The following is a 19,738-nucleotide window of genomic DNA, read 5'->3' as shown; positions in this document are numbered from 1 at the left end:
ATAAATATATAACTCTTGTGGGGTGGGCATCCTGCCCGCCCATCATTTAATTGTCTCTGCGGGTTAGAAGCCCATTCCACAATAAATATATAACTCTTGTGAGGTGGGCCTCCTGCCCGCCCATCATTTAATTATGACTACTAAATCTGATTTTCAAAACAACACAAAAGCAAAGTTTTATCATCATCCGTGCGGGAATTTAACCGCTGAGAATTGAGGAAATTAATGACATATTGATCATCATCTTCTGGATTATCTGTTTCTCGCAAATATTCCTCCAAGGGTTTAAAAAATGGCGCGTGAGGTTGCCAGTCACTCAAGCGAATTGCTACTTTTTCTAATCCATCAGTAGAAGCACAAATAAACCCTTGTTTACCTGAAATTACCTGTACCTGCATTTCCTCCAGGGCATTGGCTGAAGTGACAAAAGTTGTTTCATTGAAAAATTCCCCCTTATCTGGTTCAAATAATAATTGATATTCTTGATCTTGGCAATACACCACCATAAAACCATCGCCAATTTGCATGGCTGCAACCCATTCAGGAGTTGCGATAAAAACTAACAGGGTACAAGCTAAATCACTGACAGAATAACCTTTATTATCTGCTTTTTGATTGAACGCCCTAATAACTTCCTTGACAAACTTAGTAAAAACTTTCTCAGCTTCTTCTTGATTCAGTGGTTGAGTAAAACCTTGTTGATCAGGAAGTTCATTAATATCAGCAAAGCATTTAATTACAGTTTTTACTGCCAATTCAGAACCAAAGTGAGAATATTTAGCACTTCCAGCCCCGTCAGCAACAGCACCCACAATCACATCATCAAAAATGCGATAATGTCCGCAGTCTTGACAACGTATTTTTTGCTCATTATGACTTGTTCCCACCGCAGAACGCGCTATAGCTTTCCAACCCACAATCAATAAATCCTCAAAATCTAATCTTTAAATTTAATAGGACTTACCCACAATATTACTATAAACCTAACTCTTTCGTCGGGGTAATTCATGAATTACCCCTACTTTCGTTTTGTTGTGTGTAAGTCCTGTTTAAGTAATCTGATTTAAGATCCCCGACTTCTTCTTTGATCATGTCAATAAATTATCAACTTAATATTAGAAGTAGGGAATCTGGTTTCTATTCAGATTATGTTGTAATTTGTCCCCACCCTACCGGCGGTAATGCCACAGCTTCCCCTACTTTGCCACTAGAAACCCGTTTCATGGAAGTGGAAAGCCAAACAAATAAAGAGCGAAAATCTAAGCCATTCAGCATTACTGGAGGACGAGGTGCAATTTGTTTAAGTTTGTTCATATCAGCACCCTGAACACCAACAGTAAAAAACAACATTCGCCGCTGTTCTTCTTCTTCTCTCACTCTTTGCGCTGCACCTTGCCAATCATCTGTGGGCGCACCGTCGGTAATTAAAAATACCCAAGGACGATAATAATGGACACCATTATTTTTATAAGTCTGTTTGCGCTGTTCTAATAAATCTAATGCGTATTCTATAGCTTCTCCCATTGGAGTTACACCATCTGCTTCTAGCTTAGGCGGTGTAAAATGGTCTATAGTGACAAAATCTTGCGTCAGTCTCACAGGTCCAAAAGTGACAATAGCCACTTCTACACTTAAAGAGGCTTGAGCATCTTTCATCACATCTTCTTTAAAGGCTGCTAAACCCCGATTTAACTCCTGGATAGGTTGTCCTGACATTGAGCCAGAGGTGTCAAGCAAAAGAATTACCGGACAACGATTTTCCGGGTTTTCCACAAATTCGGGCATTCCTACTGGCATTTTCGATACTCCTGGTTAATCAAAGTAAGATGCAGAATATATAAATTAGATTTTAGTTATCACCAAATATGCTAACATACAGCGATTTCCAATCATATAAGGTACATCTTAGCCCCCTCCTCGCACCCCCCTCAATCCCCCCGCAGCGGGGGGAAGAAAAGGATAAGCTTTTGATACTGGAGGGGGTTGGGGTGGGGTTCTTGTTCCGGTTTCGATGACAGTTTGCTGTAAGTGTTTCTACAGAATCAAGATCCGCTGTTCTTATACCGATTTTTAGTTAGCGTACAAACAAGTAATTTCCAGCAAAGGTAACAGAACAAGCAAGATTGTATAATAGGTTAAAAATTGATCAATTCCAATGCGACCTTATTACCAAATCCCCATTATTGAATGTGGTGAACCTTTAGTGCAAATTCCTCTAGAATTGTTTGCAGTAGAATCACCTCATCCTTATCAAAAGTTAGGTGCTAATTATGAAGGACATTCACCCTATTATTTACGGCAAACTGTCATTACAAATTTGATTCAGGCACAAAATTATTTACAATTACTACATCCCCATTGGCATATTCAGATATTCGATGCTTATCGCCCCGTAGCTGTCCAACAATTTATGGTAGATTATAGTTTTCGGGAAGCGTTGCGAAATAGGGGTTTAACAGAAACAGAATTGTCACCCCAGCAGCAAAAAGAAATCTGGGCAGCAGTTTATGAAATTTGGGCTGTACCGAGTTTGGATATAAATACCCCTCCTCCCCATAGTACGGGTGCTGCGGTGGATATTACCCTAGTAAATGATACAGGGGAAATTGTGAATATGGGTTCACCTATTGATGAAATGTCCGAGCGATCGCACCCCGAATATTATCTTAATAGTAATCAAGAATATTATGCTAACCGTCAATTATTGTATAGTATCATGCTAAAAGCCGGATTTCAACGTAATCCTAGAGAATGGTGGCATTTTTCCTTTGGTGATCAAATGTGGGCTTGGTTATATAATCAATCTCATCCCCAAACTGTGATGACAGCACGTTATGGCAGATTAACTGAAAACACACACACAAATTTTCAATAAGTCGTGCTACAATTGGGGTCAAAACTTAATTTTAATTTTGGAGAGGTGTCCGAGTGGTTGATGGTGACGCACTCGAAATGCGTTTTGGGGAAACTCAACGGGGGTTCGAATCCCCCCCTCTCCGTTAAATTTACCAGCTATTGTGGCGGATTTTCTTCCTTTTGCGGCGGCTTTTCGGCCTTTTGGGGTTTATTTTCCTGTGCCTGATTTTGGTCTGTTTCTTGGGTTGGGACTACGACGGAGGGAGAATTTACTGGCTGAGGTTCTTTCTGGGGGATAACTATCGGATGAGATTCTGGTAAAGATGGGGGTAATACCTGATTTTGATGAGATTCTGGTGCGGTATTTTTTGGTGAGGTATTTTTTGCGGCTGGAGGCGGGATTTTCTGCGGTTCTTTAGCATCACGCAAGGTGTCTACGGAAGATGGTGAAGAAGTATCAACGGGTGTTGATTTCTCCATTGTGGTGTAAGGAGTTGGGGTGGGTTGAGCGTTATCTTCAGGTGCTTTTTCGTCATAACTGTTATTGCTAGTCGGAGTTGGTTCTGGAGAAACACGAAAATTTTTCCTTCTTCTTCTCAAACTACGTACTGGTATAGATTCCCCAGCGTATGAGCTTTGAGTCTTTTCACTATCATTTTTACTTTCAGGTGATGGTGATATTTCGACAATAGGTTTGGTTGTGTTAGATTCGTAGGTAGGTTGTTCAATAAGCGGTTTAGCTGGTGATTGTAAATCAGATTTTGATAATTTATGAATCATGCTAAAGCCTGCTGTAGCTGCAACTAAAGCTATACTAATGCCAATAACTCCCTTAGATATACCTGCACCTGCTTTTTGTCCAATACCAGGGACTTTCTCAATTATTAGGGGTTTAGGAATGGGGAGAGGAGTAGCTTTTTTATGTAGATCTTTTGATCTTAAGCCGGATAAATTAATAGTAGGTGCTGCTTGAGTAAGTAAAATTGGTGACGTGACATTTAGCCCATTTCCAGGTAGAAGTTGCAGCCATTCTGCTACTGTAGTCGGACGAAACTGAGTTTCTACGGACATTCCCCGCATTACCGCTTGATCCACAGCCGCGCTAAGATGGGGTTGTAGTTCACTAGGAGAGGGCATTTTTTGGCGATCGCGCAATAATGCAGGTACAGGAACTTGTGCCGTTAACAGTGCATATAAAGTCGCCGCTAAACCATAAACATCTGTGGCTGCTGTGCGTGGTGCTTGGGTTAAATATTGTTCGATGGGTGCATAACCCTCGCTGACTAAACTTGTGTGTGTCTGTTTTGCCCCGTTATTAAATTCTCTGGCAATGCCAAAATCAATTAATACTACGTCCTGAGTTCCTTGACGCAAAATAATATTATCTGGTTTAACATCTCTGTGTAGTAAGCCATTATCATGTACTACCTGCAACGCCGCGCCTATTTGGCGGATATAATGAATAGCAGTAACTTCTGGTAGGGGTATTCCTGGTAAGACAAATGCAGTACCTAAAGTCTCTCCACGAATGTATTCCATCACCATATATGGTAAACTATCTTCCTCAAAGAAGTCACTTACCCGGACAATGTGAGGATGAACACAAGTGGCTAATCTTTTAGCCTCCTCTTGAAATTGGCGCTGAAACTTGGGAAAATCAGGATGTTTTCGTAAACGTTCATGAATAGTCTTCATCACCACTTCTTGACCTAAATAGTGGTGCATAGCTTTGAAGGTGACACCAAATCCGCCCCGCCCTATTTCTTGGAGGATGGTATATTTTCCATTTTGTAAAGTTGTGCCTGCTAACATAGGGTTGTTTGCATCTTAAATGAGCAGATGATTAACTAGGTTGTAGCACTTTTATCTGTAAAGTACAAACACAAATTACCAGTCTAAGATGAATACCTTTATATTCCGCAAAGACTAAAAAAAACGAAAATATGAACAGATGCCAAACCAATAAACTTTATGTCCTCAAGTGATATGATAATATTATCTGAAACCACATCTATTTTCGGTATTCCTAATTAGGGCTTATTGATTCCTTCTTGGTTCTCCTCTGTCCTGACAGATAACTTTTTCCATAGGACATAATTATACTAACTGATTAGCTATTCCTTCCTTTGTTAAACTGAAGCCAAAATTTTCCAAAGGTATTTAAAAAGTACAAATTCATGCTCGCCGAAAACCGTCCAAACATTCTCTAAGGATATACCATAGTGTACACAAGATCTGCTTACCATAAAAGTTTCTCATTTATTGGACTGAAATGTGGTATTATAACTTACCCTGATTTATTGATTTTCATAGGACTGCCTTAGCCATACTCCTTTTTTTATGAATTTTCGTGATGAGTTTAAATTGTTACTCCGCGCCCGTTACCCATTGATTTATATTCCTACTTATGAGGAGGAACGGGTAGAAACTGCAATTCGGGAAGAAGCGATTAATCAAGGTAATCGTCCAGTATATACTTGGGATTTTGTGGATGGTTATCAGGGAAATCCTAATGATGTGGGGTTTGGAAAACGTAACCCTTTACAGGCTTTGGAGTTGGCGGAAAAGTTGACTGCTGCTGCACCTGCGGTCCTGATCTTGCGGGATTATCATCGTTTTTTGGATGATGTAGCCATTTCTCGTAAACTCCGTAATTTAGCCCGACTGTTGAAGTCACAACCGAAAAATATTGTTTTATTATCCCCCCGCGTCGCTATTCCTGATGATTTAACAGAAGTGCTGACAGTGGTTGAATTTCCTTTACCTAACGCCCCGGAAATCAAAACCGAGGTAGAACGGTTATTACAAGCCACGGTCAACCATCCAGGTGGCAAGTTTTTGGATGATTTGGTGCGTTCTTGTCAAGGGTTATCCATGGAAAGAATTCGCCGGGTATTAGTGCGGGCGATCGCATCTCATGGACAATTAGAACCAGAAGATGTAGATTTAGTTTTGGCAGAAAAGCGCCAAACTATCCGCCAAACCCAAATTCTTGATTTTTACCCTGCCACCGAGGAAATTACTGATATTGGTGGGTTAGATAATTTAAAAGATTGGTTAATTCGTCGCGGTGGTTCTTTTAGCGAAAAAGCCCGACAATATGGTTTACCCCATCCCCGTGGGTTAATGTTGGTGGGAATTCAGGGAACTGGTAAATCTTTAACTGCCAAAGCGATCGCACACCATTGGCACTTACCTCTGTTACGCTTAGACGTAGGGCGATTATTTGGCGGTTTGGTAGGTGAATCAGAATCCCGCACCAGGCAAATGATTCAAGTGGCAGAAGCGCTCGCTCCCTGTATACTATGGATTGATGAAATTGATAAGGCTTTTTCGGGTTTGGGTAGTAAAGGTGATGCAGGAACTACAAGCCGAGTATTTGGGACTTTTATCAATTGGTTAGCCGAAAAAACCTCCCCTGTTTTTGTTGTGGCTACCGCTAACGATATTCAATCCTTACCACCGGAAATGTTAAGAAAAGGACGATTTGACGAGATTTTCTTTGTCGGTTTACCCAGTCAGGAGGAACGAAAAGCAATTTTTAATGTGCATTTATCCCGATTGCGCCCCCATAATTTGAATAGCTATGAAATTGAAAGGTTGGCCTACGAAACCCCGGATTTTTCCGGTGCAGAAATTGAGCAAACTTTAATTGAAGCCATGCACATTGGCTTCAGTCAAAACCGCGACTTCACAACTGATGATATTTTAGAGGCCGCTAGTCAAATTATACCCTTAGCGCAAACCGCTGTCGAGCAAATTCAAAAACTCCAAGAATGGGCAGCAGCCGGTAGGGCCCGTCTAGCCTCAAAATATAGCCCTTTAAATCAACGCATTCAACGTCAATTGTAGCAGGAGTCAGGAGGAATAAAGAAGAAAATTTTTCCCTCTTCCCTACTCCCTATTCACCAATATTATGTTTGAAAACTTACTTAAATTTATACTGGGTTTTGTTTTAGCGCTTGCGGTTTTATCAGGTACTGGACTGATAGTTGCTTTCTATTTTGTCAACCGTACGGCTGTGAACCCACCCAAGCCCATATTTGCCAATGATAATTCTACAAGTCAAACCAAAAAGCCTCAAGCCATTTCTCGGACTGAACCCAAGGAAAAAATTATTTCTATTTCTAGTCCCATACCTGCACCTAGTCCCATAAAATCACCTAATTTATTACCACCAGGTGCTTACCAAGGAATTGTTACTTGGGCCGGAGGGCTAAGTATGCGGTCAGAACCGGATATAAATTCTCCTAGCACAAGTGGAGTTGGCGCTAATAAAAAAGTGATCATTTTAGAGGAAAGTACGGATAAAAAATGGCAAAAAATTCGCATTGCTGATACTAATCAAGAAGGTTGGGTAAAAGCAGGTAATATTCAACGTTCCCAGTAACCTACCGCAGATTCTAGGTAAATCAGTTACAAATATCACTAATACGGATATGCTTTACTGATTTTCCTCTCTCAGTGCTGTCTACCATCTATTTACAGCTTATGCTGGGAGAGCTTTTTACAATTAATTTCTCTGACTTTTCATCTTACTTTGTCTGGAAAATATTCTGCACCATTTTCTTCTCCACCCTATTAGCAGCACTATCTAATTCTATCACCTCACCATTACTCAAAAACCAACCTAAAGCCCCAATATTCTCTTGTGCTTGTTTCACATTTTTAGCGCCAGGAATAGGAATTGTACCTTTACTAATACACCAATTAATAGCCACTTGAGACATAGTTTTATTTCTCATATTTGCTATTTCTTCCAAACAGCCCAAAAGCGGTTTCATTCCTGGTAATAACTGCTTACATAAAAATCCCCGAATACCTTTAGGAAAACTCCCATTTTCCGAAAACTTACCCGTTAATAAACCTAATCCTAAAGGACTATAAGCAATTAACCTAATTCCCAAATCATCACAAACTTCCTTCAAACCTAATTCCGTGACTGGATAAGTAGATAAAAGTGAATATTGTACCTGCAAAGTTTTAATAGGTATTCCTCTTTCCTGAAATCTTTTATGCACCCATTTAAGTCTTTTTGTACCATAATTAGACAAACCGACACCTTTAACTAAACCTTGCTCATATAAATCTGCTAAACCATCTAATAAACCCACTTCTTGCCAAGGTGCATAATTAGCTGTAGACCAGTGCATTTGCACCAAATCAACATTTTTACCTAATCTTTTTGCCGAGCCATAACAAGCTGATATAATTGAGTTTCTAGTCCACCTCCAAGGGTATGCAGCTAACTTAGTCGCAATACAAATATTCTCTTTATTTATTTCTTGATATTCTTGGGAAAATCTGCCTAAAAGTAACTCACTGCGTCCTTTTAATTTGCCAGTACCGTAGGAATCACCCGTATCAAATAATGTGACACCACTGCTAACACAGAGATTAAATACCTCTTGCAACTGGTTATCCATACTTTGATTGTATCCCCAAAGTAATTGATTTCCCCAAGCCCAAGTTCCGCAACCCATGAGAGGTAGATTTAGTAAATGGTCAGTTTGCATAATCTAATTAAGATAAGAAAATTTTTGGACTTATTATAAAACTAATTATTCACGAATCAGACCAATTTTCTCCAAAGCTACACAGAATAATTATCCTTTTTCTTTATCAGCGTTTATCAGCGCTCATCTGCGGTAAATTTTCATGTTAATTTAGTAGAAAATTATGACAGATTAGAAAATAAAAAATAAATGCCCATTATTATTTGTCCCGGAATTCATGCACCAGAATTAACTCAAAGCTTTATCCAAGAGTGTTTAAATAAAGACAAAAAAAGTTTTAACATGAAAAAGCCAGCAGATATACTAATTTTTCCAGGAGAAGGTTATTTAACTTTATCAACATTTCATATTTTACATTTCTTGCGCGATCGCCTCCGTGATAAACTAGAATCTCCTCTGATATTCTTATGCTTTAGTGCGGGTGTAATTGGGGGTATAGGTGCAGCTACAGGGTGGCAACTTTTGGGAGGTCACGTTCAGGCTTTTATTGCCATTGACGGTTGGGGAGTGCCTCTAGGGGGCAACTTTCCCATTCATCGTTTAAGTCATGATTATTACACTCATTGGAGTTCAGCTTATCTCGGTATAAAAGAAAATAACTTTTACGCAGATCCAGCAGTTGACCATCTATCAATGTGGCATTCCCCCCAAGCAGTCCCAGGGAAATGGGTAAACCCCCCCACTGGTTTCTCTCCACCCAAAAACTACCTTACCGCCTCTGAATTTCTCAATTTCATATTACAACAGTATCACAATAAATAGTGATTATTTGAGGAATTACGAAAAATGCGACCGAAGAGCTTATTGTTAATCAAGAGTAATTCATCTGGACATATCCCTTTTTTCCGCCACCAACCTTGATTATGTTATGCGTAATTACCTCACCTATTCACCAATCTCAAGTATCTCATGCTACCGAATAAATCTACTACTATTAATCACGGATTTGCAGCACTGGTAAAAAATAGAGGCTTTATGCTTCTATGGATTGGACAACTGATTTCCCAATTGGCAGATAAGGTATTCTTTGTATTAATGATTGCCTTACTCAAACTCTATTTGCCTGTTAATGGTGAAGGAGAAGACGGACGTTTTTATTTGTATATGGCATTTACCGTCCCAGCCATGTTGTTTGGTTCTGCCGGTGGTATTATCGTTGACCGTGTACCAAAAAAACTGATTATGGTTGGTTCAGATGCGGTACGCGGGGTGTTAATGATCTTAATTCCCTTCCTACCGCGAGAATTTGCCATTCTCCTCTTCTTCACCTTTTCTATCTCCACCATTACCCAGTTTTTTGCCCCAGCAGAACAGGCTGCTATTCCGCTTTTGGTCAAAAAAGAAGGTTTAATGGCTGCCAATGCCTTATTCAGCAGCACAATGATGGCTGCGTTAATTATTGGTAATGCCGTGGCTACCCCTATGTTAAATTGGTTTGAAAGTTTTAACAAGGGCTTTGGTAAAGAATTGGTAGTTGGCTGCTTATACCTGCTTTCTGCCCTGATCATGATGCCCATTCATTTTCGGGAACACAGACAAATTAACCAAGAGACAGCCCCAATTAATCCCTGGGCTGAATTTATGTTAGGACTACGCTATCTCAAACAAAATCGGCTGGTATGGAATGCTATGCTGCAAATTGTCACCTTATACTGCGTATTTGCCGCCCTGATAGAATTAGCCATTGGTATGGCTGCTAGGTTACATTTAGCACCGGAAGAATTTAGCTCCTTTGTCGCTGCGGCTGGAGTGGGTATGGTGATAGGTGCGGCTATTTTAGGGCATTTCGGCCATCGTTTACATCATAAACCCTTGCCTTTGATTGGGTTTATAATTATGGCATTCTCTTTAGGCTTATTCATTTTTATTGACAACCAACCCTTAGCATTAGGACTATGTATTTTCTTAGGCATAGGTGCAGCTTTTGTTAACGTGCCAATGCAGACCTTAATTCAACAACAAACACCACCAGAAATGCACGGTAAAGTCTTTGGCTTTCAAAATCATGCCATTAATATCGCCCTGACCGCACCTCTATTAATTACAACCAAATTAGTTAATGCCTTTGGTTTATCTGTTGTATTATTAGGAATGAGTGTATTTGTGGGAGCTATCGGTATCTGGTCCTGGCAAAATACTCGTAAAGTATTGCAAGATGTGATCTAAAGTTGTACAATCTAAATCTATTCTCATTGCATATCAATTTATGATCTGTGAGAATTTTTAAATTAAAATCAAGTCTTAAAATACAAAATCTAAGCGTTAATTTTAGTTATACCTTGAGGCCTAAACCGTGCTTTCGTCTTCTTCCATCAGTCCCGCAAAATCTGAAAATCACAACCAGTCTCCTGTCTCCCCCAATTCCCCAGTTCACCCCCAACGGACTTCTGGAGGTTTCGCGCTCATAGATAGTCTTATTCGTCATGGTGTTGAGCATATTTTTGGTTATCCCGGGGGCGCAATTCTACCCATTTATGATGACCTCTACAAAATAGAAGCAGCGGGTACAGTTAAGCATATCTTAGTTAGACACGAACAAGGAGCATCCCACGCTGCTGACGGTTACGCCCGTGCTACTGGTAAGGTAGGAGTATGTTTTGGTACTTCTGGACCAGGGGCAACCAACTTAGTCACAGGTATTGCTACAGCTTACATGGATTCCATACCCATGATTGTAGTCACAGGACAAGTACCACGAGCCGCAATTGGTACAGATGCTTTTCAGGAAACAGATATTTATGGGATTACTTTACCCATTGTTAAGCATTCTTACGTAGTCCGTGATGCTAAAGATATGGCGCGGATTGTCGCTGAAGCTTTCCACATTGCCAGTACAGGTAGACCTGGACCTGTTTTAATTGATGTTCCCAAAGATGTAGCGTTAGAAGAATTTGATTATGTTCCTGTAGCCCCAGGTTCGATTAAATTACCGGGTTATCGTCCCACAGTTAAGGGAAATCCCCGCCAAATTAATGCCGCCATTCAATTAATTCGAGAAAGTCGTCGCCCTTTGTTGTATGTTGGGGGAGGAGCGATCGCAGCCAATGCCCATGAAGAAGTCAAACAACTAGCCGAATTATTCAATATTCCCGTTACCACCACCTTAATGGGTATCGGTGCATTTGACGAACATCATCCCCTGTCTTTGGGAATGTTGGGAATGCACGGCACAGCCTACGCAAACTTTGCTGTGACAAATTGTGATTTATTAATTTGCGTTGGGGCGAGATTTGATGACCGAGTTACAGGAAAACTAGACGAATTTGCCTCCTTAGCCAAAGTCATTCACATTGACATTGACCCCGCAGAAGTCGGTAAAAACCGCGTTCCTGAAGTTCCCATTGTTGGGGATGTTAAAAACGTCTTAAAAGACCTATTACACCGATGTCAAGACGCAAATAGGAAAGCCACACCAAACCAAAACCAAGAATGGTTAAACCTAATTAACCGTTGGCGACAAGATTACCCTTTAATTGTACCCCATCATGCCGATAGTATTTCTCCCCAAGAAGTAATTGTCGAAGTCGGTAAACAAGCTCCGCACGCATTTTACACCACAGATGTCGGTCAACATCAAATGTGGGCTGCCCAATTCCTCAAAAATGGTCCAAGACGCTGGATTTCTAGCGCCGGTTTAGGAACAATGGGTTTTGGTGTTCCAGCGGCCATGGGCGTAAAAGTAGCATTTCCAGACGAAGAAGTAATCTGTATCAGCGGTGATGCTAGTTTCCAAATGTGTTTACAAGAATTGGGAACACTAGCACAATATGGAATTAATGTCAAGACCATTATTTTAAATAACGGTTGGCAGGGAATGGTGCGACAATGGCAAGAAGCCTTCTATGGCCAGCGTTATTCATCTTCTAACATGGAAGTAGGAATGCCTGATATTGAGCTTTTAGCCCAGGCTTATGGTATCAAAGGCATGGTAATTAGTCAGCGGGAAGAATTGGCAGATAAAATTGCCGAAGTGCTGGAACATAATGGACCAGTAATTGTCAATGTTCATGTTACCAGAGATGAAAACTGCTATCCCATGGTAGCCCCTGGTAAGAATAACTCCCAAATGGTTGGTTTACCCAAACAAACACCAAAAACTGCTGTGGAATCAATTTCTTGCAGCAATTGTGGCACACAAAACCAAGCTAATCATAATTTCTGTTCTGAGTGCGGAACAAAGTTGTAGTTAGGGCAGTTAACTAGTTAATTATTTGCTAACTTTTGAAGGGAAAATCAGAAGCAATAGACATCTGGTGAAAAATATTGTAGAGCCGAGAATCCCTACCCAGGTCACGTCTCTACAAGGGTTGTAAGTCACGCACATTTAATTACCGGAGATGTCTGGAGATGTCTAATGAACTACCTCTAGTTAGATTCGCTTAAACTAGAGGTTTCTACATCCTCTAGTTTGTTATTAGCAGAGTTACTTTGAGATTTTTGACGCTTCTTTTCCCCTAGTTGCGTCATGCTTCCTGCTTGTTTGCGGGTACGTGAAGTAGAGCTAGAAAGATCAGCCTCTGCGAGGCTAGTATTATGGTTGGGTTTTCATACAAATAATTTTACATAACTCTAAAAATTCTTCTTTTGTTAAGTCTCTCTTAGCTAAATTTACTTTAGCACAAACCCATTCAATGTTATCCAAATCTTTCTGTTTTATTGAAAAACTAAAGAATTAACTGCTTTTTTTCGTTCTTTTCTTTTTCTCTGGTTTGAGTAAGGGAGCATTTAAGGCTTCATATTGACTAAATAAAAATTCGATTCGATTTAATTCACTGACAAAGGGCTGGGGACGATAACATAAGTCTACGGCTTTATCTAATATTTGATGGGCTTTGACTAGGTCTGGTGGCATTGTCAAGGGATCATACAAATCAGCTAAACTACTCTCAGGATATTTTGCTCTGGTGTCTAATACTGCTTGCGCGGCTATTTCTACTTTCTGTTTTTGCTTATCATTGACGTTTTCAGGAAAGGGATAGTTATTATAAACGATGGTATTGGAATAGCGATAATCACTTTTTAATCTTCCACATACATATTTTACCCATGTAATGTGCATTTCTGAAGTGAGAATACCAAATAAATAGAGAGTAGCATTAGGTATAGTAATACAACTATCACTGGCAATTACACTACTCTCAAAAAATCCTATTGGGATATATTTTCGATTCTCGGATGAAACACGAGGTACAAGTAAATAATCAGTATCAGGTTGTCTATTTTCAGTAAACAATGTAGGAAAATCTGCCCATTTTACCGTTGATTGTTTTGTACTTGATAATCTCATTTTTCTAACTTTACTGACTCTATCAGACAATAATGGCAATTTTTTTAATTCATGAGGTTGAATATCTTTCAGCCAAAAACACCAACGTTTTTTACCATTAAGAAATTCATCAGCAGAAATAAATAGTTTAATAAATTTTTCTCCAGATGGTTCTTGAATGACATATTCTACCTTTTCTTCCTCAGTCATTAAAAGGTTTCCTCCATCTGTAGGTTGGCTACCTTTAAGCATTTCTGGTATATTACAAATAGGCTGATTTCTTTTTAAAATTATTAAATCGTTTCCTTCTACTAAATATGAATTAATATTTTTAACTTTCCTCTCTGTTGGTTCACCCTTAATATTTACATAATCAAAAACTCTCTTATTTTCAATATCCTCTAAACCAAACCCAATAATTACACAATGTACAGCAGCATTACCTTTAGCTTCATTACTCCAGCTAAAAGTACGATGAGCAAAATGTATTTTTATTTTGTAATTATTGTAAAGTTCTTGCCAAATAATCCCAACTTGTTCACCTTGTGATATAGAATTTGTACTCACAAAAGCACAACGAATATTTGTATCTTGTATTAACTGAGCAGCTTTGATATACCAAGCACTTACATAATCTAAAACACCTGAATTTTTTATACTATTACAAACATATTGCATATCCGCTTTTTGTTCTGCATTTTGTAGCTGTTTACCAACAAATGGGGGATTTCCTAAGATGAAACTTAACTTTTCCTTCTCGACAACGGTTTCCCAATCAATTCTTAATGAATTACCATGAACAATTTTCGCAGATTTAGTTAAAGGAACTCTAAAAAAATATTGACCAAATTCATGACTAACCTGAATATTCATTTGATGATCAATTAACCACATTGCTACCTCCGCAACACGCACCGCAAATTCATCATATTCAATACCCGCAAATTGATCTACATTAACCTTAATAATATCTTGAATATTAATAAATTGCTGTCCATTTTTATTCAATGCTTGCAAAATTTTAATTTCTAGCTCTCGCAATTCCCGATAGGTGATAATTAGGAAATTACCGCAACCACAAGCAGGATCAAGAAAATAAAGACTAGCGATTTTTTGATGTAATTCTTGGAGTTTACCCCGATTACTTTTGACCTTTTCCAACTCTAAATATAAATCATCTAAAAATAGAGGTTTAATCAACTTTTGAATATTTTTTTCCGAGGTATAATGAGCGCCTAAATTTCGTCTTTCTGTGGGATTCATGACCGCTTGAAACATCGAACCAAAAATAGCCGGTGAGATTTTACCCCAGTCAAAACCACAAACTTCTAAAAACATTTCCCGCATTTTGCTATCAAAAGCAGCCGGTTGTAAAACCTCCTCAAATAACTTACCATTCACATAGGGAAACTGAGCCAAATTACTATCTAAATTTGTTAATCTTTTTTCCGGTGGTGTATTTAATGTATGAAAAATAGAAGCAATGTGCATTGCTAAATCACTACCATCTGATTTAGTATGTAAATCAATATATTCCCAAAAAATACCTTTATCAAAAATGCCTGTATCATCAGCAAATAAACAGAAGAGTAACCGCACTAAATAGACTTCTAAATCATGACCTCGATAACCAACTGCTTCTAGTTTATCATGTAGTTTACCCATTAATTCAGCGGCTTGGATATTGACCGGATCTTCATCTTTATAGGTGCGTTTTTCATAACCAGCAATAAAACCGAATAAATGAACCTGATTAATAAAATCTTTTAGTTCAAATTCTGTGGTAATATTAGTATCTAAATCGTAGAGTTTAAATTTTTGGAAATCAGAAACTAAAATATATTTTGGTAATTCATGTTCTTTTAAACCAGGGAAATAATCTTTGGCTTGCTGCATAGCTTTATCGAGATTTTTCCCCCTAGATTTATGTTCTACTAAAATTATACCCTTCCAGAGTAAATCAATAAAACCTTGTTTATTATCGGCTTTTTTGACAGATTGTTCAAATGTTGCCACCCTGCGACGAGAAATACCAAAAACATGAAAAAACCCATCCCAAAATGATTTAGCTTCTGCATCTTCTGAGGTTTCATGTTCCCATTCTTGAGAAAATGCGATCGCTCGGCTTTTAATTTCGTTCCAGCTTAATGGCATAGTTAATAATTTCTGGGTAAAGAATAGTGGTTTTAAGTTTATATTTTGCAGTTTCTTAATTAGAACTGGTAAGTAATTACTGTTCTAGGGAATCATATAGGATATAATACACTATTTTATCACATTACAGTCTTAAATCAGCCGCCATTAAATCAATACCATCAATAATTTTACTGGGATCGGCAATTCCCAAAGCTGCAAAACATTTGTCTCGATAATTGGGGTGATTTTGGAAAAATGCGATCGCTTTTTTTAAAGGTTCAATTACAGGATAAGCTGATTCTGCCTTCTCAATAGCTGCTTGAGGAATAGGAGAATTGAGCCTTTGAATAGCCAAATCAATTAAATCTCTCGACTCTACCGAGGAATCATTCCATCTGTCAGAATTAGCTAAAAGTTTTTCTGCAAAACTGTCAATTTGATTTAAGCATGGAACAGGCGACCAACTGGGATAATCTGCTTCTCCCAATTCAATCCGTCCTTCCATAATTATCTCAAATTTAATCAGAGTTTGATCAACTACAATGGCAAACCTTACTCCGTACTGGTCAGCTTTAATTTCTCCGGGTAGGTTGAGATTATTTTGAGTGTTAAAAAGGGCATTATATTGATTTTCAGCTATTTTTTGTCGCAGTAATCGGTAGCCAGTACCAGTAGAACAGAGAAAATCTATATCCTTGCTTAATCTATATTCCCCATGATTTAAACTAACCAGAGTCCCACCGCCAAAATACGCGCCACACTCTAATAAAAAATTAGCCTTTAATTGGTGAAGAACAATTAAAATTTTTTGATGAAATTCCCTTTCAAACATTTTTGCTCCTAACCATGAATGATAATACTCAGCTAATTGTTGCACAAATAAGGCTTCTGTATGGCTCAAGTTGCCTAAAACTCCCCGGTAATGCCACCCTCGTTCATATATTTTCAGCATTTCTAAAGGAGCAAGATTTTTTATATCTTCTCTTTGCCAACATAATTTTTCTAAAAACGGCAATTTTTCTGGAGTTTGAATTTGAGGTTTAATTAACATTCGGGGGTATACTGGAGTTGAGGTGGGACTTAGATAAAAAAAGAGACCAAAAGAGGTTATAATGTATAGTTAATAATTTCTGGGTAAAGAATAGTGGTTTTAAGTTTATATTTTGCAGTTTCTTAATTAGAACTGGTAAGTAATTACTGTTCTAGGGAATCATATACTATATAATACACTATTTTATCACTTGCATTAAATAAATATTCAAACTTTCAGGGGTTTCAGCATGGTCACTAAATATTTTAAGTGCTTGTTCATTACTAAGGATAGGACTTGGACTACTATAGTCATTATTAAAAGCGAAACTTAATTTTTCGCTGATAAACAATTTGCTTTTATTAGAGTCTATTAAAATTAATCTTAAAAAGATTAACAAAAACCACATTTCATATTTACCTCTAAAAACTTGATCATGTTCACAATTAGTAAATTCCTCCATTTTATCATTTAAAGTATCTGCTGGAATTTCTGGAGCATTTGGAAACTTTTGTTTAATTTTTTCCAAGTCATAATTTACCGAAACTGAGTCTAAAGTTAAATAAATAAAATCTTTAGGGAATTTATCATCTAGTTCTACACCTGTTTTTCTTCCTGTAGTATTTCTAATTTCTATCAAACAAGCATACCAAGCATTAAATAAAATTGTAGCTTGATGAAACTCTTCTTGTCTATCTTTAAAAAGAGTTAAACAAACTTGAAAATCTGGATCACTAACCTCTGATAAATGAAATTCATTTTTGATAATTTCTTTGAAAACATTTACTGAAACATAAAAATTTTCAATTGAATAACAAGATGTTTCAAATATTGGTGGGTTATGAGGTGGTAAAGGTTTATTAAAATCTCTATCAATGAAAAATGCTTTTTTGTACTTATCATATTCCCTATGAATAGTAATAAGTTGGTAAACTTCTAACACTTTCTCTCTACCACCACAATGGATAGGGTAATAATTATTAATAAAACGCTTGATTCTTGGCACATAATAAGCATTATCTTTACCTTCAAAAAAACAAAATAAACCATCTTTACCTTGTCTTGTATGCAGGGCAAATTCTTGATAGGCAACCTGGGATTTATTCCGACTCTGTTTGAGTTTATCTAAGTATGACATTAGGCTATAATCTTTCTTGAATTTTCTGAAGGTTGAATATATTGATCTAATCCAATAGCATATTTATCTAGTTCATTATCAAAAATAAATGGAGAGTGAGTTACTGCTAAAAGTAATTCGCATTTTCCTGAATTGATAATATCTGGAAGTAATTGTTGTTGCCAGATCATTGATAATGATAATTCCGGTTCATCAAAAAGTATAATAAATCTTTTGTCGCTTTCAGAAAGGTATATTTTGGAAAATATAGAAATAATTTGCTTTTCTCCAGAAGAAAGTTTACTCAAGTCAATTTCAGAATCAGTTTTTTCTGATTTGATAAATATTTTGATGGCACTTTCATCATAAAATACCTTTTTATTGATTAAATATTTATTACAAATGTCTTTAAATTTCTTCACCAAATCATCTAATTCTTTTTGTTTATCATATATTTCTACTAACTTTTTTAAAATATAAGTTAGTGATGGATTTCCAAATGATTGATTTTTAACACTATTTCTAATTTCATTTTTATCAGTTTCAGATAATTCTTTACCAACTCTTGCTAAAATAATTTCAATATCATTTTCATTAATTCTATTTAAAAAATTATTATCTGTGTGAGCAAATCCTTTTACTAATTGACTTAAAATTTCCGAAGTAATTTTAGAAAATCCTTCTTTTAAGAGTTTATCAATTTTACTTTCAATTTGAGTAAAACGTTTTTTAACATCATCCATTCCAAACTGGATAAGTGTATTTTCTTGCTTCAAAATCTCATCATTGTAACCTAAATTATATAAATCTTCTTCAACCCGTCTGTATGTTGGAAAATACATAATCTCACTACCTTTAATACCGGATTCAATTTCCTCTTTACAGGTTCTAAAAAATTGGTTTGATAAATTTTCCTTATTCATTTCGGCTTGCTCAAAAACTCGAAATAGATGAGTTATAGGATATTTTCTGAACTTGGGATTATATTCAAATTCCATTTCTAATTTTCTTCTAGTACCTTTGATTTGTATAAATCGAGTTCTTAACATCTCAAATTCAGAATAACCAACCTCATTAATAAATTCCTTAACTATGGGATTATCATAAATTCCTTTAGTCAATTCATTTACACTAGCTTTATCTATTTTAATAGGATTTCTGTCATTAAATTCTAAAATCAATTGATCAAAACTGAATTCATCAAGTCTAAAAAAATTTCTTGTTAAAGTATAATAAAAAAGATTTAAGACTTGAGTTTTGCCAATCCCATTTTCACCAACTAGTATCTTTATATTTTCATCAAAAGGAATGTGTATATCATCTGTTCCAAAAAGACCATACACAGAAAAAGATTTTATATTACTTGTGTTCATTTTATTGTCCATATTAATAACCATAGCTATATATTATGTCATAAGTTGTCAAATAGCTCTATTCAAAATTTCATTAGCTAAAATGTTTCAGTATCTCTCATTTTCTGTAGTAATTGAAAAAACGAACTATGGAAAATAAAAAATCCATAATTCGCTTAAAAATAGAGAGTCGGTAGTAAGCCGGGTTCTGTTCTCTTGCGAGGGCAGTTATCTATCTGGGAGCTTGTTACCAAACACCTCTAGCGGCTCTTTTCAGCCGAACCGGTAAAAGACCAACCGTAGTTCCTTGTGGACTTGCTCCCAACCGGGGTTTACCGAGCCAGCGCCTCTCGACGCTGCTGGTGCGCTCTTACCGCACCTTTGCACCCTTACCAACCAATAAATAAATTATACAGGATTTACGCAAAATACCTCTCAAACCCTCTTTTCTTCGTTATCTTCGCT

14 protein-coding genes and 1 tRNA gene are annotated in these 19,738 nt (G+C 37.3%); 7 read left to right on the top strand and 8 right to left on the bottom strand.

What is annotated here, in order from left to right; translation table 11 throughout:
* Positions 1-140 precede the first annotated feature (140 nt).
* Positions 141-917 carry a protein phosphatase 2C domain-containing protein gene (locus H6G25_RS05945; RefSeq protein ID WP_190391679.1) on the bottom strand — a complete coding sequence of 259 codons (777 nt, stop codon included), beginning with the start codon at positions 915-917 and terminating at the stop codon, positions 141-143.
* Between the two features lie 229 nt (positions 918-1,146).
* A complete protein-coding gene (locus H6G25_RS05940; protein WP_190391678.1) occupies positions 1,147-1,797 on the bottom strand; it encodes a VWA domain-containing protein in 651 nt (216 codons plus the stop codon).
* 358 nt (positions 1,798-2,155) lie between these two features.
* Here H6G25_RS05940 and H6G25_RS05935 point away from each other — a divergent pair, with 358 nt between their 5' ends.
* Positions 2,156-2,875 carry a M15 family metallopeptidase gene (locus H6G25_RS05935; protein WP_190391677.1) on the top strand — a complete coding sequence of 240 codons (720 nt, stop codon included), beginning with the start codon at positions 2,156-2,158 and terminating at the stop codon, positions 2,873-2,875.
* A 39-nt stretch (positions 2,876-2,914) separates the two neighbouring features.
* Positions 2,915-2,999 (top strand) — tRNA-Ser (locus H6G25_RS05930).
* Between the two features lie 13 nt (positions 3,000-3,012).
* On the opposite strand, the gene H6G25_RS05925 is transcribed toward H6G25_RS05930, so the two are convergent.
* Positions 3,013-4,668: a serine/threonine-protein kinase gene (locus H6G25_RS05925; protein ID WP_190391676.1), complete on the bottom strand. Its 1,656-nt coding sequence runs from the start codon at positions 4,666-4,668 to the stop codon at positions 3,013-3,015.
* 528 nt (positions 4,669-5,196) lie between these two features.
* Between H6G25_RS05925 and H6G25_RS05920 the strand changes: the two genes are divergently transcribed.
* Both H6G25_RS05920 and H6G25_RS05915 read left to right on the top strand, forming a co-directional pair.
* The gene (locus H6G25_RS05920) at positions 5,197-6,708 is read left to right on the top strand and encodes an AAA family ATPase (protein WP_190391675.1); all 1,512 of its coding nucleotides are present in this window, start codon (positions 5,197-5,199) and stop codon (positions 6,706-6,708) included.
* A gap of 64 nt (positions 6,709-6,772) precedes the next feature.
* Positions 6,773-7,246 carry an SH3 domain-containing protein gene (locus H6G25_RS05915; RefSeq protein ID WP_190391674.1) on the top strand — a complete coding sequence of 158 codons (474 nt, stop codon included), beginning with the start codon at positions 6,773-6,775 and terminating at the stop codon, positions 7,244-7,246.
* A gap of 145 nt (positions 7,247-7,391) precedes the next feature.
* Here H6G25_RS05915 and H6G25_RS05910 read toward each other — a convergent pair whose 3' ends face one another.
* Positions 7,392-8,372 carry an aldo/keto reductase gene (locus H6G25_RS05910; RefSeq protein ID WP_190391673.1) on the bottom strand — a complete coding sequence of 327 codons (981 nt, stop codon included), beginning with the start codon at positions 8,370-8,372 and terminating at the stop codon, positions 7,392-7,394.
* Positions 8,373-8,561: 189 nt separating this feature from the next.
* On the opposite strand from H6G25_RS05910, the gene H6G25_RS05905 reads away from it, so the two are divergent.
* The 3 genes from H6G25_RS05905 (at position 8,562) to ilvB (ending at position 12,558) form a co-directional block, all read left to right on the top strand.
* A complete protein-coding gene (locus H6G25_RS05905) occupies positions 8,562-9,134 on the top strand; it encodes a hypothetical protein (protein ID WP_190391672.1) in 573 nt (190 codons plus the stop codon).
* A 147-nt stretch (positions 9,135-9,281) separates the two neighbouring features.
* Positions 9,282-10,538 carry an MFS transporter gene (locus H6G25_RS05900; protein WP_190391671.1) on the top strand — a complete coding sequence of 419 codons (1,257 nt, stop codon included), beginning with the start codon at positions 9,282-9,284 and terminating at the stop codon, positions 10,536-10,538.
* Positions 10,539-10,665: 127 nt separating this feature from the next.
* Positions 10,666-12,558 (top strand): biosynthetic-type acetolactate synthase large subunit, encoded by a 1,893-nt coding sequence (gene ilvB / locus H6G25_RS05895; RefSeq protein WP_190391670.1) that lies wholly within the window; start codon positions 10,666-10,668, stop codon positions 12,556-12,558.
* 486 nt (positions 12,559-13,044) lie between these two features.
* Here ilvB and H6G25_RS05885 read toward each other — a convergent pair whose 3' ends face one another.
* The 4 genes from H6G25_RS05885 to H6G25_RS05870 form a co-directional block, all read right to left on the bottom strand.
* The gene (locus H6G25_RS05885) at positions 13,045-15,792 is read right to left on the bottom strand and encodes a DNA methyltransferase (RefSeq protein ID WP_190391669.1); all 2,748 of its coding nucleotides are present in this window, start codon (positions 15,790-15,792) and stop codon (positions 13,045-13,047) included.
* A 124-nt stretch (positions 15,793-15,916) separates the two neighbouring features.
* On the bottom strand, positions 15,917-16,825 hold the full coding sequence (locus H6G25_RS05880) for a nucleotidyl transferase AbiEii/AbiGii toxin family protein (protein WP_190391668.1): 909 nt from the start codon (positions 16,823-16,825) through the stop codon (positions 15,917-15,919).
* Between the two features lie 178 nt (positions 16,826-17,003).
* Positions 17,004-17,942, bottom strand: a complete 939-nt coding sequence (locus H6G25_RS05875) for a DUF4435 domain-containing protein (protein ID WP_190391667.1) — start codon at positions 17,940-17,942, stop codon at positions 17,004-17,006.
* Positions 17,942-19,294: an AAA family ATPase gene (locus tag H6G25_RS05870; RefSeq protein WP_242034893.1), complete on the bottom strand. Its 1,353-nt coding sequence runs from the start codon at positions 19,292-19,294 to the stop codon at positions 17,942-17,944. Before H6G25_RS05870 ends, H6G25_RS05875 begins: the two co-directional genes overlap by 1 nt.
* Positions 19,295-19,738: the final 444 nt, after the last annotated feature.

It is taken from the genome of Dolichospermum sp. FACHB-1091, assembly GCF_014697585.1.
GTDB lineage: Bacteria > Cyanobacteriota > Cyanobacteriia > Cyanobacteriales > Nostocaceae > Dolichospermum.
This window is presented reverse-complemented; position numbering and strand designations above follow the sequence as displayed.

What these genes read in the sequence shown, in the direction of transcription:
- H6G25_RS05940 (WP_190391678.1), bottom strand. Translation starts at nt 1,797, where the DNA reads ATGCCAGTAGGAATGCCCGAATTTGTGGAAAACCCGGAAAATCGTTGT.
- H6G25_RS05935 (WP_190391677.1), top strand. Translation starts at nt 2,156, where the DNA reads ATGCGACCTTATTACCAAATCCCCATTATTGAATGTGGTGAACCTTTA.
- H6G25_RS05925 (WP_190391676.1), bottom strand. Translation starts at nt 4,668, where the DNA reads ATGTTAGCAGGCACAACTTTACAAAATGGAAAATATACCATCCTCCAA.
- H6G25_RS05920 (WP_190391675.1), top strand. Translation starts at nt 5,197, where the DNA reads ATGAATTTTCGTGATGAGTTTAAATTGTTACTCCGCGCCCGTTACCCA.
- H6G25_RS05915 (WP_190391674.1), top strand. Translation starts at nt 6,773, where the DNA reads ATGTTTGAAAACTTACTTAAATTTATACTGGGTTTTGTTTTAGCGCTT.
- H6G25_RS05910 (WP_190391673.1), bottom strand. Translation starts at nt 8,372, where the DNA reads ATGCAAACTGACCATTTACTAAATCTACCTCTCATGGGTTGCGGAACT.
- H6G25_RS05905 (WP_190391672.1), top strand. Translation starts at nt 8,562, where the DNA reads ATGCCCATTATTATTTGTCCCGGAATTCATGCACCAGAATTAACTCAA.
- H6G25_RS05900 (WP_190391671.1), top strand. Translation starts at nt 9,282, where the DNA reads ATGCTACCGAATAAATCTACTACTATTAATCACGGATTTGCAGCACTG.
- H6G25_RS05885 (WP_190391669.1), bottom strand. Translation starts at nt 15,792, where the DNA reads ATGCCATTAAGCTGGAACGAAATTAAAAGCCGAGCGATCGCATTTTCT.
- H6G25_RS05880 (WP_190391668.1), bottom strand. Translation starts at nt 16,825, where the DNA reads ATGTTAATTAAACCTCAAATTCAAACTCCAGAAAAATTGCCGTTTTTA.
- H6G25_RS05875 (WP_190391667.1), bottom strand. Translation starts at nt 17,942, where the DNA reads ATGTCATACTTAGATAAACTCAAACAGAGTCGGAATAAATCCCAGGTT.
- H6G25_RS05870 (WP_242034893.1), bottom strand. Translation starts at nt 19,294, where the DNA reads ATGAACACAAGTAATATAAAATCTTTTTCTGTGTATGGTCTTTTTGGA.